Below are 14,693 nucleotides of genomic sequence, written 5' to 3' on the forward strand. Positions count from 1 at the left end.
TCGTGCCGTCCACGTCGATGAAGTCGCCGAACTTGTCGAACTCGAACGTGACCGGCGGATTGATCCCGGCGCCGTCGAAATCCACCACAAACGTCTCTTGATCCGCGATCCCCGTCCCGCCCGAGGCCGGCACCTCGATGATATAGCCGCTGTCGAACTCGAAGGTGGCGGTGGTGACCTCCACGTCACCATGCCCTATTCAATGGTGGAACCGATCCGCGACCTGCTCGATGCCGGTGTGCAGAGTGATCGCTCGGATCGCGACGAACGCTGGACGCGTGCCATCCGCGAGGAAATGAAGGAAGCCAGGGTTGAATTGAGCTCAACGCTTCTGGAGACATCGTTGTCGTTACGCGAGGTCAACAGCCTGCGGGCCGGTGATGTGATTCCCGTCGACCTGCCGGAACTGGTGACACTGGAAGCAGAACAGACACCGGTATTTCGTGGCAAGTATGGTAACCATAATGGAAGCCGGGCCATCAAGATTGTTGAAAAAATTATTCCTGATCGAATCGATTAGGCAAGTGGCAGCGGGAGAGGCCAATGAGTGAAGAAAACGAAAGCCAGGAAACGGAAGCAACTGACGACTGGGCTGATGCCATGGCGGAACAGGCTGTTGCAGAAGCGGAAGGCGGCGAGGATTCGGCCGCGGCCGAGTTCGATAATCTCGAAGACACCTCGGGCGGGCCGGCCGGCGATGAAGCCAATATGGATGTCATTCTGGATATCCCGGTCACTATCTCCATGGAAATCGGACGCACGCATATCAGTATTCGCAACCTGTTGCAGTTGAACCAGGGTTCCGTGGTGGAACTGGACAGACTGGCCGGTGAGCCCATGGATGTACTGGTCAACGGCACCCTGGTTGCGCACGGTGAGGTTGTTGTCGTCAACGAGAAGTTCGGTATCCGTCTGACGGATGTCATCAGCCCCGCCGAGCGGGTCAAGAAGCTCAGGTAGGATTTAACGGATGTTTCAAACCATGCAGAGCAGGATACTTGTGCTGGCGGGTCTATTGGCAAGCACATCAGCCCGTGCTGCGGAGGAGGCCGGTAGTGCATCACCTGCCTCTGGTTCAGATCCCCTGGCACTGAGCAACCTGTGGCAGCTGACGCTGGGAATGATTGTGGTACTTGGTGTCATTGTGGGGCTGGCGTGGATATTGAAGCGCACGGGTAAATTCCAGATGGCTGCCGGTGGCGGCCTGAAAATCCTCGGTGGCCTGTCAATGGGGACACGTGAACGCGTCGTGTTGTTACAGGTCGGTGAAACACAGCTGCTGGTCGGCGTGGCCCCCGGTCGTATACAGACACTTCATGTACTCGATGAACCGCTTGAAGCGCATGATCATCCGGCGGGCGGCGGATTTGCCGACCAGCTCGGGCGCATGATGGGTAAGGGTGGTGCAAAATGAAGCTTCGATTCGCGCTACTGCTTTCCCTGTTGATGAGCCTGCCTTCACTGGTGTCTGCCGCCCCCGGCTTTGCCGCCCTGACGGTCGAGCCGGCCGGCAATGGTGGCGAAACCTATTCCGTTACCCTGCAGGTGCTGGCATTCATGACAGCGCTCAGCCTGTTGCCCGCCGCATTGATGATGATGACTTCTTTTGTCCGTATTCTCATTGTGCTGGGCATACTGCGCCAGGCGCTGGGTACACAGTCATCGCCATCCAACCAGGTGTTGATCGGGCTGGCGCTGTTCCTCAGCCTGTTCATCATGATGCCGGTATTCGACAACATCTATGACGATGCAGTCGAACCTTACCTGGAAGAACAGATTCCCGCCAACGAGGCATTACAGAAAGCCGCAATACCTCTGCGTGGCTTCATGCTTGCACAGACACGTGACGAGGATCTGATGCTGTTCTCGGATATTTCACGCAGTGGCGAATTTGAAACACCTGATGATGTTCCGTTTACCTTGCTGATGCCGGCTTTTGTGACCAGCGAACTGAAGACAGCCTTCCAGATCGGCTTTCTTGTACTGATACCGTTCCTGGTCATCGATCTGGTGGTGGCAACCCTGCTGATGTCGATGGGCATGATGATGCTGTCGCCGATGATTATTTCCCTTCCTTTCAAGATCATGCTGTTTGTCCTTATTGACGGGTGGTCGTTGATCATGGGCACACTGGCGGCGAGTTTCGTCGTCTGACCCGGAGTAGAAAAATATGACACCGGAAACCGTTATTGAAGTTGGCACCCAGACCATGGTTATCACGGCTACACTGGCTGCACCATTATTACTCTCGGCGCTGGTGGTCGGTTTACTGGTCGGTATGATCCAGGCCGCTACACAGATCAACGAAATGACACTGACTTTCGTGCCCAAGCTGGCCATTGTGGTGGTCGTGCTGATGTTTGCCGGGCCCTCCATGCTAAGCGCCTTGCTCGATTTTGCCACCGGCATTATCGAGAGCATCCCGGACAGAATCGGCTGAACGGGATCATCGTGATGCTGTTCACCACTGCAGACATATCAACCTGGATTGCCACCTTATTCTGGCCTTTCGTGCGCATCGCAGCCATGCTGACGATTGCACCGATTTTTGGTGCACGCATGGTGCCTGTACGGGTCCGTCTGGTGATTGCCCTGCTGATGACCTGGATCATTATCCCGTTAATTCCGCCTGTTCCCGTTGCCGATCCCCTGTCGGCATCCGGTGTACTGGTTACCGTGCAACAGATGCTGATTGGTATGGCCATCGGTTTCAGCCTGCAACTGGTATTCGCCACGCTGGTTATCGCCGGGCAAACCATTGCCATGGGCATGGGGCTGGGGTTTGCGCAAATGGTCGATCCGCAAAACGGCGTCAATGTGCCGGTCATCGGTCAATACTATGTTGTGCTGGCTACACTACTGTTTCTCGCCCTGAACGGGCACCTTGCGCTGATCCGCATCCTTGCGGACAGTTTCCAGTCTTTGCCGATTGGTACGGACAGTCTCACACGTGAAGAAATTCGTAGTGTCGCGTCCTGGGGAACACGCATGTTCGCCGATGCCATGCTGGTGGCCTTGCCGGCGGTGGCATCCATCCTGCTGGTTAACCTGTCTTTTGGTGTGGTCAGTCGTTCTGCACCTCAGCTTAATGTGTTCGGTGTCGGTTTCCCGGTGACCCTGACACTCGGTTTCATTGTGCTGATGTTTGCCATATCCAACCTGTTGCCGCAGATGCAGCACCTGATGGATGGCGCCTTTGGCGCGGCAAGCAGCTTCGGCCACGGAGGACGCTAGCGTGGCCGAGAATGAGGACGGTCAGGAAAAAACAGAAGAAGCGACCCCCAAACGACGAGAGGAGGCGCGCGGCAAAGGCCAGGTTCCCCGGTCAAGGGAACTGACCACCATGGCGATGCTGCTTATCGCTTCGATTACCTTGCTGATGATGGGAGAAACCATGGTGGTGGAACTCGGCAAGATCATGAGCCTGGGGCTCGATTTCGAGCGGGAGAAGGCCTTTGATCCCTGGGCCATGCTGGAAGTTCTTCAGCAAGGTATCTACCAGGGCATTTTGCTGTTACTGCCGTTCATGCTGGTTATGGTGATTACGGCTGTCGCGGCGCCGGCTGCGCTGGGCGGGTGGAACTTCAGTACCGAGTCACTGGCATTCAAGTTCGACAAGCTGAACCCGATCTCGGGTTTGAAACGCATCTTTGCTGTGCGCGGTTTGATTGAGCTGGTCAAGGCGTTGGCCAAATTTATTCTTATCGGCAGTGTAGGTGCCTGGTTGCTGATGGGCTATTTGCCGGAGCTGATGGGCCTGGGACGAGAGTCAATTGAAAATGCACTCGGCCATACAGGGCGGATTCTGACCCATTCTTTCATTGTGCTGAGTGCCTCGCTGCTTCTGATCGCGGGCATCGACATCCCGTTCCAGCTGTGGGATCACTCCAGAAACCTCAAGATGACCCGCCAGGAACTCAAGGACGAGAACAAGAACACAGAAGGCAAGCCCGAGGTCAAGTCACGGATACGCAACATGCAGCGCGAGATTTCGCAGCGTCGCATGATGGCGGAAGTCCCTAAAGCCGATGTCATTATCACCAACCCGAGCCACTATGCCATTGCACTACGCTATGACGCCAAAACCATGGCTGCGCCGCTGGTGGTTGCCAAGGGCGTGGAACTGGTTGCCAGCCAGATCCGTACCGTGGCGGTGGCCAACAAGGTGCCGCTGTTTGAAGCACCGCCACTGGCGCGTGCGCTTTATTACAGTACAGAGATTGACCAGGAAGTACCCGGTGGGTTGTACCTCGCCGTAGCGCAGATTCTTGCCTACATCTTCCAGCTGAAGGCCAGTGTGCATGGCGCACCTGTCCCTGACCGGCCAGGCGATATCCCGGTTCCGGACGATTTCTTCCAGGGGCCTGGACAGGCTGATAACACAAACGGTGATGAAAGCAATCCCGACTCTACAACAGAAGGTAACTAGACATGGCAACTCAAGCAGCCACTCTCAATCTGCGGGATATCGGACGCAACGGACTCGGCGCACCCCTGCTGCTGGTCATGATGCTGGCGATGGTCATAGTGCCACTGCCGCCAATTGCACTGGACATGTTTTTTACTTTCAACATCACACTGTCGCTGGTAATCCTTATGGTGACCGTGTATGCCTTGCGGCCGCTTGATTTTGGTATTTTCCCCACTGTCCTGCTGGTATCGACACTGTTGCGGCTTGCGCTCAACGTGGCCTCGACCCGCGTGGTTCTGCTCAATGGCCATACCGGTACCGCTGCGGCAGGCAAGGTGATCGAGTCATTCGGTGACTTTGTGGTGGGTGGTAACTATGCCGTCGGCCTGGTGGTGTTTTCCATTCTGGTGATCATTAACTTTGTGGTGGTCACCAAGGGTGCGGGGCGTGTCTCGGAAGTCAGTGCACGATTCACCCTTGATGCCATGCCCGGCAAGCAGATGGCCATCGATGCCGACATGAATGCCGGTCTGCTGACCCAGGAGGAAGCGCGTGTGCGCCGGGAAGAAGTGACGCGTGAAGCCGACTTCTACGGCGCCATGGACGGTGCTTCCAAGTTTGTTCGTGGCGATGCCATTGCAGGCATCCTGATCCTGTTCATCAATATCATTGGCGGTCTGGCTATCGGGACCCTGCAGTTTGACCTGCCGGTATCCGAGGCACTGCGCAACTACACATTATTGACCATTGGTGATGGTCTGGTCGCCCAGATCCCTTCACTGGTGCTGTCATCGGCGACGGCCATTATCGTGACCCGCGTTTCCGGCGAAACAAAAATGTCCGATCAGGTGATGAGCCAGTTGTTTGGCAACCCGATGGTACTGGGCGTCGTGGGCGGCATCATGACCTTTATGGGGCTGATCCCCGGTATGCCCAATTTTGCTTTCCTGACACTGGGTATCGGTGCCGGCGCCGGGGCGTATTACACCTGGAAACGTCAGCAACAGGAACTTGTGGTGGCCGAGGAAGCCCCGGTTGAACAGGAAACACCATCAGAATCACGTGACCTGAGCTGGGAAGACGTTGGACCGGTTGACATCATCGGGCTCGAGGTCGGCTACCGCCTGATCCCGCTGGTAGACCGTACCCAGGGCGGGCAGATGATGGATCGCATCAAGGGCGTGCGCAAGAAACTGTCACAGGAGCTCGGTTTCCTGATTCAGCCTGTACATATCCGCGACAACCTGGAGCTTGCCCCGAATGCTTATCGGATTCTATTGATGGGTGTACCGGTGGGTGAGGCGGAGATTTACCCGGACCGTGAACTGGCCATCAACCCGGGCCGGGTGTATGGCACCCTGCAGGGCATAGAGACACGCGATCCGGCATTTGGCCTGGAAGCCGTGTGGATATCTCCCGCCGAGCGCGACAATGCCACCACGCTGGGTTACACCGTGGTCGATGCCAGTACGGTCGTGGCCACGCATCTCAGTGAGTTGCTGCAGGGCCATGCCCATGAGTTGATCGGCCACGAGGAAGTCCAGCAGTTGCTCGATGTGCTGGCAAAGAATGCTCCCAAACTGGTCGAGGATCTGGTGCCCAAGACGCTGTCCATCGGCATTGTGCTGAAGGTGCTGCAAAACCTCCTGGAAGAGCGCATCCCCGTCAAGGATATACGCACTATCGCAGAGACATTGGCCGAAGCCGGCGCCAGGAGTCAAGATCCCGGCGCTTTGACGGCAGCCGTGCGTGTCTCGCTCGGTCGTTCAATTGTCCAGCATATCAACGGGATGGGGCCGGAACTCCAGGTCATTACGCTGGATCCATCTCTGGAACAGATATTGCAATCCTCGATTCAGGCTATCCCGGAAGGTGGCGCCGGAATCGAACCCGGCCTGGCCGAACGAATGCACCAGTCGCTGGCGGAAAGTGCGCAGCGGCAGGAGTCGGCAGGACAGCCGGCCATCCTGCTGGTGACACCGGCGATACGGGCCTGGCTGGCCCGACTGGTCCGCCACAGCATCCCGATGCTGAATGTGCTGGCCTATAACGAGATACCGGACAACAAACAGATCAAGGTTGTTGCCAATATCGGAACCGATACACCGAGTCTCGGTGTTCAGGCGGGGAGTACGGCAACATGAACAAGGATACCAGGCGCGTGAATACAGAGTGGATGGCAAAACACATTGACGAGGTGCAGGTATGAAGGTGAAACGATTTTTCGCACCGGACATGCGCCAGGCCATCCGCCTGGTTCGTGAAGAACAGGGACCCGATGCAGTCATTCTCTCCAACCGCCAGGTCGACGGTGGCATCGAAATTATCGCCTCGGTCGATTATGACGAATCCTTGCTGGGTGGTGGAGCAGACACAACAGCGGCGCAGCCTGAAGCACCCCGGGACCAGGACACGGCTGGCGAAGCAGCAGCCACAGTCAGCGACAGCGTTGCCGGCACCTGCACACGGCGTGCAGAAGCGGTGACGCAGCACACCGCAGCCCCACCGTCAATTGACTGGTCGCAGGACCCTTCCATCGTCGCCATGCGCGATGAAATCCGCCAGCTGCGCGGTCTGCTGGAAGACCAGCTGGCCCACCTGGCCTGGGGCGATATGAAACGCCGCGCGCCCCTGCATACCGATGTCATGCGACGTCTTGGCAGTATGGAGCTCAGCAGCAAACTGATTGAACGTATCTCTGCACCTGCCGTGCATGCACGGGACGAAGCACATGCCTGGAAACTGGCCATGGCGGAACTGGCAGCCAGTGTGCCGGTTGCCGACAATGATTTTATGGACAAGGGCGGTATCGTTGCGCTGGTGGGGTCCACCGGCGTGGGCAAGACCACCAGCATCGCCAAGCTGGCGGCGCGCTATGTACTGCGGCATGGTCAGCGTCATGTTGCGCTGGTTACCACCGACAGTTACCGCATCGGCGCCCATGAACAACTGATGACCTACGGCCGTCTGCTGGGTATCCCGGTACAGGTGGCATCCGATCATAACGAACTGCGCTCCACACTCAACAGCCTGTCGGACAAACGCCTGGTATTGATCGACACCGCCGGCATGAGTCAGCGCGATGTGCGGCTCACGGAGCAGTTTGCCACACTGGCCGATACCGGCCTGCCGATCCGCACCCTGCTGGTACTGTCTTCCACGGTACACCCTTCGGTGCTGGATGAAACCATCCGGGCGTTTTCCGGTGTACCGCTGGAAGGTGCGATTCTCACCAAGCTCGATGAGGCTGCCAGTCTCGGCGGTGTGCTGTCTGCCGTCATCGAACAACAACTGCCGCTGCGTTTTGTTGCCGATGGCCAGCGGGTTCCGGAAGACATGCAGATTGCGCGTGTCAGCGAGCTTGTCCAGCAGGCCACAGCGCTGGCGGGCGAACGCGAGCTTCCCCCGGAATCGGTAATGGCTGAAACATTTGGAGGGTACCGGGCAAATGTTCATGTCTGAAATGCGGGTTGATCAGGCAGCCGGGTTACGACGTATGGCACAACCGAATCCAGTCAGAGTGATTGCAGTGACCAGCGGCAAGGGCGGCGTAGGCAAGACCAATGTATCGGTCAACCTGGCTGTCGCCCTGGCGGATGCAGGCAAACAGGTCATGCTGCTCGATGCCGACCTCAGCCTCGCCAACATCGATGTGTTGCTGGGGTTGCATCCTGACAAGAATCTCTCTCATGTCATCGACGGCGAACGTTCACTGGAAGAGGTGATTATCACCGGGCCGTCGGGGATCATGGTGGTTCCGGCTTCGTCCGGCGTGAAACGCCTGTCCGAGTTGTCCACCATGGAAAATGCCGGCCTGATCAGGGCCTTCAGCGAACTGAGCCATGATGTCGATATCCTGATTATCGATACCGCCGCCGGCATTAATGAAAGTGTTACCAGTTTCAGTCGCGCCGCCCAGGAGGTTGTGGTGGTGGTTTGTGATGAACCTGCATCAATAACGGACGCCTATGCGCTCATCAAGGTGTTGAACGTCGAATATGGCATTCAGCGCTTCCGGGTGCTCGCAAACCAGGCCCACAGTGCCCAGGAGGGAAGGGAATTGTTTAACAAGATTTCACGGGTTACCGATCGTTACCTCGATGTAACGCTGGAGTTTATGGGGGCTGTTCCCCACGATGACTATCTGAAGAAAGCTGTGCGCAAACAGCGTGCCGTGGTGCAGGCCTACCCGCGCAGCCGTTCTTCGATGGCTTTCAAGAATCTTGCACAGAAAACCGATAAATGGCCTGTGCCGAGTGCTGCCGGGGGACACCTGGAGTTTTTTGTAGAACGTCTTATCCAGTCGCACAACGGACACATGGAGATGCCGGTATGAATGGAGCTGCTATGTACGTCGCCACCCCTGATCCTGACAGTGATGACCTGGTCACCAAGCATGCTGCCCTGGTCAAGCGAATTGCCTACCACCTGATGAGCCGGTTGCCGCCGAGTGTTCAGGCCGATGACCTGATACAGGCCGGGATGATCGGCCTGCTCGAAGCGTCCCGCAACTACGACGCCACACAGGGGGCCAGTTTCGAAACCTATGCGGGTATCCGTATCCGGGGTTCCATGCTCGACGAAATCCGTCGAACCGACTGGACGCCACGTTCGGTACATCGCAAGGCAAGACAGGTTGCCGAGGCCGTGCGCGCCATCGAGAACGAGGAAGGCCGCGATGCGCGGGATGTCGAGGTGGCCGAGAAGCTTGGCATCGGCCTGAACGAATACCACCGCATTCTCCAGGATGCAACGGGGTGCCGGGTATTCAGCATCGATGATGCCGGTATCAACGGCGAGGAATCTCCGCAGCAGTCTTCGGGTGAACCGCGTAACGAACCACTCGACTGCCTGCAAACGTCTGATTTCAAGGAGGCCCTGGCGCATTCGATCTCCGGGCTGCCGGAGCGGGAACGGCTGGTGATGGCCATGTATTACGACGAAGAACTGAACCTGCGGGAAATCGGCGAAGTGCTCGGCGTGAGCGAGTCCCGTGTCTGTCAGATTCATGGCCAGGCACTGATCCGCCTGAGGGCCCGTATGGGAGAGTGGACGGGTAAGTAATGGTCAGGAAAGGCCGGCACTTGCCGAAACAGCATATGACTAACAGCGTGAGATGGGAGAATACCCTTGGACACTGACATGAAGATTCTCATCGTGGATGATTTTTCCACGATGCGGCGCATCATCAAGAACCTGTTGCGCGACCTGGGGTTCAATAATACGCAGGAGGCCGATGACGGCAATACGGCGTTACCGATGTTGCAGAATGGTAACTTCGATTTCCTGGTGACCGACTGGAATATGCCCGGTATGACAGGTATTGACCTGCTGAAGGCGGTACGCCAGGACGAGAAGCTGGCGTCTCTGCCGGTGCTCATGGTGACGGCCGAGTCCAAGCGCGAACAGATTATCGAGGCGGCCCAGGCCGGGGTAAATGGTTACGTTGTCAAACCATTCACTGCGGTCACACTGAAGGAAAAGATCGATAAGATTTTCGAACGCATCGAAGCAACAGCAGGGTGACAGCATGGAAGCCGTGAGCGAAGTGGAAAACGAATCCCTGCTGGATAATGCCCGTGCGCTGGTGAATGAACTGGAATCCGGCAACGAGACGCAGGCGGAAAAAATTATCGAACAACTGGGTCGCATGCGTGAGCAGAGCCTGTTCCAGGAACTTGGCAAGATGACACGCCAGCTGCACGATGCGATCAACAGTTTTGTTGTGGACGACCGTATGCAGTCGCTTGCCGAGTCTGATATACCCGATGCCAAGGCCCGCCTGAACCATGTTATCGAAATGACCGAGAGTTCGGCCAACCGCACCCTGACTGCTGTCGAGAATGCCCTGCCGGTTTCGGAAGATCTCAAGCTGCGTGCCAGTACGCTGCATGAAAAATGGGACCGTTTCCGTAACAAGGAAATGGACGTTAATGAATTTCGTGCCATGAGCAAGGAAATCGACGAATTCCTTACCATCACCACGCAGAGTACCGAGAATATCCATACGGGACTGTCCGACATCATGATGGCGCAGGATTTCCAGGATCTTACCGGGCAGATTCTGCGCCGCGTCATAACCCTGGTGCAGGAGGTCGAGGACAACCTGGTTGAACTGGTGCGGTTGTCTGGTGGCGTTGAAAGCGAGCCAAAGCCCGAAGTGAAGTCTGTTGGAAAGACGAAGGGTAATAATGACATGATGCAAGGTGTCGGCCCTGCGGTGCCGGGCGTGGAGGCTGGTGGCGAATCAGTCTCCGGCCAGGATGAAGTTGATGATTTACTGTCCAGTCTGGGCTTTTGAGGGAACAGCAAAATGAGTCTTGATACCGACGACGAGATTCTGCAGGACTTTCTGGTAGAAGCAGGCGAAATACTGGAACGTCTCAACGAGGAACTGGTTGAGCTCGAACAGAGCCCTGATGACATGGACATGCTCAATGGCGTGTTCCGGAGTTTTCATACCATCAAGGGCGGCGCCAGTTTCCTGAGCCTGGATGGCCTGGTGGATGTCTGCCACCGCGCCGAGGATGTGTTTAACGTGTTGCGCAACGGAGAGCGTTCTGTTGACGGTGAATTGATGGATACCGTTCTGCAGGTGCTCGATGTCGTGAACAGTATGTTTGCCGAGGTGCAGGGCGGTGAGATGCCAACACCCGCAGATGCCTCGTTGCTCAGCGCGCTGGAAGCGCTTGCCGTGCCTGCGGGTTCCGCAGAACCCGCAGTAGCTCCCACTGCGGGGAATGCTGAGGTAACGGCCGGTGACGAGGCCGATAGTGAATTCGAGGCAATGCTCGAGCAGGCCGCTGACACGCAATCAACGACAGGGGAAAGCGCCAGTGTCGGTGGCGGTGATGATATCACCGAAGAAGAATTTGAAGCACTTCTGGACCAGTTGCACGGCGACGGAAAAGGTCCTGCTGCGCCGGCGAACGCCGGGAGCAAGTCGGATGGTGTTGCAGCGAGCGATAATACCGCAGCAGCCGCACCGGAGAGTGATGAGATCACGGAAGAGGAGTTCGATGCATTGCTGGATCAGTTGCACGGTGCCGGCAAAGCACCTGTTGTGGCCACGGATGCGACGAAATCAACCGGCGCAGCACCGGGAGCCGCCGCCAGCAAACCTGCAGCAAAACAGGTGAAGGCCAAACCTGCCAGGGCGCCTGCCAGCAAGGCGGAGACTTCGGTGCGTGTCGACACCAGTCGTCTCGACGAAATCATGAACATGGTTGGCGAACTGGTGCTGGCCCGCAACCGTCTTTCCAACCTCAAGGAATCGCTGGCCAACGAGGACGTTTCCAAGGCGATTGCCAACCTGGATGTGGTGACGGCGGATCTGCAGAAAGCGGTGATGAAGACACGTATGCAGCCCATCAAAAAGGTATTCGGCCGTTTCCCGCGCGTGGTTCGTGATCTTGCCCGCAGCCTCAACAAGGAAGTCAACCTGGAAATGCAGGGAGAGGATACCGATCTCGATAAAAATCTTGTCGAGGCGCTGGCCGACCCACTGGTTCACCTGGTGCGTAACGCAGTCGACCATGGTATCGAAACACCCGAGGAGCGAGAAGCCGCGGGCAAGGCCAGGCAGGGCACAGTCGTGCTGGCCGCCGAACAGGAAGGCGATCATATCCTGTTGTCCATCGAGGATGACGGTAAGGGCATGGATGCCGATCTGTTACGCCGCAAGGCGGTCGAGAAAGGCATGATGGATGCCGACTCCGCGGCCCGTCTGGATGACAAGGAATGTTACAACCTGATATTTGCTGCGGGGTTTTCCACCAAGGAGGAAATCTCCGATGTGTCCGGCCGGGGTGTTGGCATGGATGTGGTCAAGACCCGCATAGGCCAGCTCAACGGTAGCGTGGAAATCGACTCGGAGCCTGGCAAGGGCAGTCGCCTGACCATTCGCGTGCCGCTGACTCTGGCCATTATGCCGACCCTGATGGTCAAGCTGGGTGACCAGCCGTTCGCCTTGCCACTCGGCAGCGTCAATGAAATATTTGACCTGGATACCGGGCGCACCAGTATCGTCGATGGACAGTTGGTTATTATGGTTCGTGACAAGGCAATGCCGTTGTTCTACCTGCGTGACTGGCTGGTAACGAACGGCGATGCACCGCAGGAAGACACTGTCAACCACGTGGTTGTTGTCAATGTAGGTGGCCGTAAGGTTGGCTTTGTTGTCGAACAGCTGGTAGGTCAGGAAGAAGTCGTGATCAAACCGCTGGGTGCATTCCTGCAGGGACTCGCAGGTTTTGCCGGCGCGACGATAACCGGTGACGGGCGTATCGCGTTGATACTCGATGTGCCGAGTTTAATGAAAGCCTACTCGACTCATATGTAAAAAGGGATGGGGTGTGAACTGCTGTTACAGGGAATACAGGGCAGTTTTGCCGCAACACAGATTGATCAATGACAGTTGTGCACCGTTCGGTGCAGGATTCAAGGGACAGGGTCCATGGTAACGCGTGTACTGGTTGTCGATGATTCCGGCTTTTTCCGCCGGCGCATCGTTGAAATACTCGAGGCAGACCCCGCGCTGAAGGTGGTTGGCACGGCCGCCGATGGCCAGCAGGCCATTGAGCAGGTCGCTGCGCTGAAGCCTGATGTCGTGACAATGGATATCGAGATGCCGGTCATGGACGGCATTACGGCCGTTCGCCATATCATGCGTTCAAGCCCCTTGCCGATATTGATGTTCTCCTCGCTGACGCACGATGGTGCGAAGGCGACACTCGATGCGCTGGAAGCCGGTGCTGTCGATTTTCTCCCCAAGCGCTTTGAAGATATCGCCAGGGACCGTGACCAGGCGAAGTTGCTGTTGTGCCGGCGCATTCACGATGTGGCAAAACAGGGGTCACCGGCAAGGGCGGTCCGCTCATCGCCGCGTGTCGCACGATCCCGGCCTGCTGCTGCGCCGGCGGCCGCAGCCCGTGCTCCGGCCCCTGTACGTCGCGGCAGATTCCAGGTCGTGGCAATTGCCAGTTCCACCGGTGGTCCGGTTGCGCTGGCACAGGTGCTCACTAAACTGCCTGCCGACTTCCGCCTGCCGGTAGTGGTTGTCCAGCACATGCCGGCGAGTTTTACACCGGCGTTTGCTTCACGGCTCGATCAGCAGTGTGCCGTTTCGGTAAAAGAGGCGCAGGACGGTGACATCATATGTGCGGGCCAGGTGCTGATTGCGCCGGGCGGCCGGCAGATGACATTCAGGCAGACAGCGGGTGAAGTCCGGGTAGTGATCGGTGACGGTCGTGCGGATTTACACTACAAGCCCTGCGCTGACGTAACGTTTGATTCTGTTGCCAGGGTGTTTGGCGGAAAGGCGCTTGGTGTTGTCCTGACCGGCATGGGCGCGGATGGTCGAGAGGGTGCCCGTACGCTCAAGGGGCAAGGCTCTACAATCTGGAGCCAGGACGAGGCGACCAGCGTGATTTATGGCATGCCAATGGCTGTGGCCGAGGCCGGGCTGAGCGACCAGGTGATGGCGTTGCATGATATCGGGCCCGGTCTTATACAGGCGGTGGGTCGCTAGGTCATGGATATCCTGACACTCACCGGCCTGCTGCTGGCACTGGTGGCCATACTCGGCGGCAATGTGCTGGAAGGCGGGCACATGTCTTCACTGGTACAGTTGACTGCATTCGTTATCGTTGCCGGCGGCACGCTGGGTGCGGTCATGGTGCAGACCCCTATCCGTACCTTTGTTCGTGCCATGAAAATCTCCCTGTGGGTTCTTTTCCCGGTGAAACTGCAACCCGAGGAAGCCGCGGAAAAGATCGTCAACTGGAGTAATATCGCCCGCCGCGAAGGTCTGCTGGGTCTGGAGGCGATTGCCGAGGAAGAGCCGGACGAGTTTGCCCGCAAGGGACTGCAGCTGCTGGTCGACGGCAGTGAACCGGAAGTGATCCGTTCAATCCTTGAAGTGGAAATCGACAGCAAGGAACACCAGGATACACAGGCCGCCAGGGTCTTCGATGGCATGGGGGGTTACAGTCCTACCATTGGTATTATCGGCGCCGTGATGGGTCTGATTCATGTTATGAATAATCTGGCCGACCCCTCAAAGCTGGGAGGTGGCATTGCGACGGCATTTGTTGCCACCATTTACGGCGTGGGTTTTGCCAACCTGCTATTTCTCCCCATGGCCAACAAGCTGAAGAGCCAGGTCCATGCCCAGAGCCAGTTCCGTGAAATGATTGTGGAAGGTGTGATCTCCATCGCCGAGGGTGAGAATCCACGCAACATCGAAACCAAGTTGCAGGGGTACTATCTGTAACGGGTGCCG

Annotated in this window: 17 protein-coding genes; 16 read left to right on the plus strand and 1 reads right to left on the minus strand. The window is 57.2% G+C overall.

From position 1 onward, the window contains the following. The coding region (locus ACW81B_RS00170) for a hypothetical protein (RefSeq protein ID WP_491578166.1) at nucleotides 1-184 on the minus strand (184 nt) is incomplete at its 3' end. Nucleotides 185-190: 6 nt separating this feature from the next. Here ACW81B_RS00170 and ACW81B_RS00175 point away from each other — a divergent pair. The 16 genes from ACW81B_RS00175 to ACW81B_RS00250 all read left to right on the plus strand — a co-directional run bounded on the left by ACW81B_RS00175 (nucleotide 191) and on the right by ACW81B_RS00250 (nucleotide 14,684). After that, the gene (locus ACW81B_RS00175; protein ID WP_491578167.1) at nucleotides 191-520 is read left to right on the plus strand and encodes a FliM/FliN family flagellar motor switch protein; all 330 of its coding nucleotides are present in this window, start codon (nucleotides 191-193) and stop codon (nucleotides 518-520) included. Between the two features lie 23 nt (nucleotides 521-543). Further along, a complete protein-coding gene (gene fliN, locus ACW81B_RS00180) occupies nucleotides 544-960 on the plus strand; it encodes a flagellar motor switch protein FliN (RefSeq protein WP_491578168.1) in 417 nt (138 codons plus the stop codon). Between the two features lie 10 nt (nucleotides 961-970). Continuing rightward, a complete protein-coding gene (fliO, locus tag ACW81B_RS00185) occupies nucleotides 971-1,414 on the plus strand; it encodes a flagellar biosynthetic protein FliO (RefSeq protein ID WP_491578169.1) in 444 nt (147 codons plus the stop codon). Further along, a complete protein-coding gene (fliP, locus tag ACW81B_RS00190) occupies nucleotides 1,411-2,154 on the plus strand; it encodes a flagellar type III secretion system pore protein FliP (protein WP_491578170.1) in 744 nt (247 codons plus the stop codon). The genes fliO and fliP overlap by 4 nt, the downstream gene beginning before the upstream one ends. Nucleotides 2,155-2,170: 16 nt before the next feature. Continuing rightward, nucleotides 2,171-2,440: a flagellar biosynthesis protein FliQ gene (fliQ, locus tag ACW81B_RS00195; protein WP_491578171.1), complete on the plus strand. Its 270-nt coding sequence runs from the start codon at nucleotides 2,171-2,173 to the stop codon at nucleotides 2,438-2,440. 14 nt (nucleotides 2,441-2,454) lie between these two features. After that, the gene (gene fliR / locus ACW81B_RS00200) at nucleotides 2,455-3,234 is read left to right on the plus strand and encodes a flagellar biosynthetic protein FliR (RefSeq protein WP_491578172.1); all 780 of its coding nucleotides are present in this window, start codon (nucleotides 2,455-2,457) and stop codon (nucleotides 3,232-3,234) included. Nucleotide 3,235: 1 nt separating this feature from the next. Further along, nucleotides 3,236-4,429, plus strand: a complete 1,194-nt coding sequence (gene flhB, locus ACW81B_RS00205) for a flagellar biosynthesis protein FlhB (RefSeq protein WP_491578173.1) — start codon at nucleotides 3,236-3,238, stop codon at nucleotides 4,427-4,429. Between the two features lie 2 nt (nucleotides 4,430-4,431). After that, on the plus strand, nucleotides 4,432-6,555 hold the full coding sequence (flhA, locus tag ACW81B_RS00210) for a flagellar biosynthesis protein FlhA (protein ID WP_491578174.1): 2,124 nt from the start codon (nucleotides 4,432-4,434) through the stop codon (nucleotides 6,553-6,555). A 61-nt stretch (nucleotides 6,556-6,616) separates the two neighbouring features. Next, nucleotides 6,617-7,873 (plus strand): flagellar biosynthesis GTPase FlhF, encoded by a 1,257-nt coding sequence (flhF, locus tag ACW81B_RS00215; protein WP_491578175.1) that lies wholly within the window; start codon nucleotides 6,617-6,619, stop codon nucleotides 7,871-7,873. Next, nucleotides 7,860-8,747: a MinD/ParA family protein gene (locus tag ACW81B_RS00220; protein ID WP_491578176.1), complete on the plus strand. Its 888-nt coding sequence runs from the start codon at nucleotides 7,860-7,862 to the stop codon at nucleotides 8,745-8,747. Before flhF ends, ACW81B_RS00220 begins: the two co-directional genes overlap by 14 nt. Beyond that, complete coding sequence (locus ACW81B_RS00225; protein WP_491578177.1) at nucleotides 8,744-9,475, plus strand: RNA polymerase sigma factor FliA; 732 nt, start codon at nucleotides 8,744-8,746, stop codon at nucleotides 9,473-9,475. Before ACW81B_RS00220 ends, ACW81B_RS00225 begins: the two co-directional genes overlap by 4 nt. Before the next feature lie 78 nt (nucleotides 9,476-9,553). Beyond that, nucleotides 9,554-9,937 carry a chemotaxis response regulator CheY gene (cheY, locus tag ACW81B_RS00230; RefSeq protein ID WP_491578178.1) on the plus strand — a complete coding sequence of 128 codons (384 nt, stop codon included), beginning with the start codon at nucleotides 9,554-9,556 and terminating at the stop codon, nucleotides 9,935-9,937. A 4-nt stretch (nucleotides 9,938-9,941) separates the two neighbouring features. Continuing rightward, nucleotides 9,942-10,712, plus strand: a complete 771-nt coding sequence (locus tag ACW81B_RS00235) for a protein phosphatase CheZ (RefSeq protein ID WP_491578179.1) — start codon at nucleotides 9,942-9,944, stop codon at nucleotides 10,710-10,712. A 12-nt stretch (nucleotides 10,713-10,724) separates the two neighbouring features. Then, a complete protein-coding gene (locus ACW81B_RS00240; protein WP_491578180.1) occupies nucleotides 10,725-12,752 on the plus strand; it encodes a chemotaxis protein CheA in 2,028 nt (675 codons plus the stop codon). Nucleotides 12,753-12,866: 114 nt separating this feature from the next. After that, nucleotides 12,867-13,940, plus strand: coding sequence for a protein-glutamate methylesterase/protein-glutamine glutaminase (locus ACW81B_RS00245; protein WP_491578181.1), 1,074 nt, complete (start codon nucleotides 12,867-12,869; stop codon nucleotides 13,938-13,940). 3 nt (nucleotides 13,941-13,943) lie between these two features. Then, on the plus strand, nucleotides 13,944-14,684 hold the full coding sequence (locus ACW81B_RS00250; RefSeq protein WP_491578182.1) for a flagellar motor protein: 741 nt from the start codon (nucleotides 13,944-13,946) through the stop codon (nucleotides 14,682-14,684). Nucleotides 14,685-14,693: the final 9 nt, after the last annotated feature.

It is taken from the genome of Thiogranum sp. (assembly GCF_058323355.1).

Coding starts and splice junctions, on each gene's coding strand:
- ACW81B_RS00175 (WP_491578167.1), top strand. CDS start 191: ATGCCCTATTCAATGGTGGAACCGATCCGCGACCTGCTCGATGCCGGT.
- fliN (WP_491578168.1), top strand. CDS start 544: ATGAGTGAAGAAAACGAAAGCCAGGAAACGGAAGCAACTGACGACTGG.
- fliO (WP_491578169.1), top strand. CDS start 971: ATGTTTCAAACCATGCAGAGCAGGATACTTGTGCTGGCGGGTCTATTG.
- fliP (WP_491578170.1), top strand. CDS start 1,411: ATGAAGCTTCGATTCGCGCTACTGCTTTCCCTGTTGATGAGCCTGCCT.
- fliQ (WP_491578171.1), top strand. CDS start 2,171: ATGACACCGGAAACCGTTATTGAAGTTGGCACCCAGACCATGGTTATC.
- fliR (WP_491578172.1), top strand. CDS start 2,455: ATGCTGTTCACCACTGCAGACATATCAACCTGGATTGCCACCTTATTC.
- flhA (WP_491578174.1), top strand. CDS start 4,432: ATGGCAACTCAAGCAGCCACTCTCAATCTGCGGGATATCGGACGCAAC.
- flhF (WP_491578175.1), top strand. CDS start 6,617: ATGAAGGTGAAACGATTTTTCGCACCGGACATGCGCCAGGCCATCCGC.
- ACW81B_RS00220 (WP_491578176.1), top strand. CDS start 7,860: ATGTTCATGTCTGAAATGCGGGTTGATCAGGCAGCCGGGTTACGACGT.
- ACW81B_RS00225 (WP_491578177.1), top strand. CDS start 8,744: ATGAATGGAGCTGCTATGTACGTCGCCACCCCTGATCCTGACAGTGAT.
- cheY (WP_491578178.1), top strand. CDS start 9,554: ATGAAGATTCTCATCGTGGATGATTTTTCCACGATGCGGCGCATCATC.
- ACW81B_RS00235 (WP_491578179.1), top strand. CDS start 9,942: ATGGAAGCCGTGAGCGAAGTGGAAAACGAATCCCTGCTGGATAATGCC.
- ACW81B_RS00240 (WP_491578180.1), top strand. CDS start 10,725: ATGAGTCTTGATACCGACGACGAGATTCTGCAGGACTTTCTGGTAGAA.
- ACW81B_RS00245 (WP_491578181.1), top strand. CDS start 12,867: ATGGTAACGCGTGTACTGGTTGTCGATGATTCCGGCTTTTTCCGCCGG.
- ACW81B_RS00250 (WP_491578182.1), top strand. CDS start 13,944: ATGGATATCCTGACACTCACCGGCCTGCTGCTGGCACTGGTGGCCATA.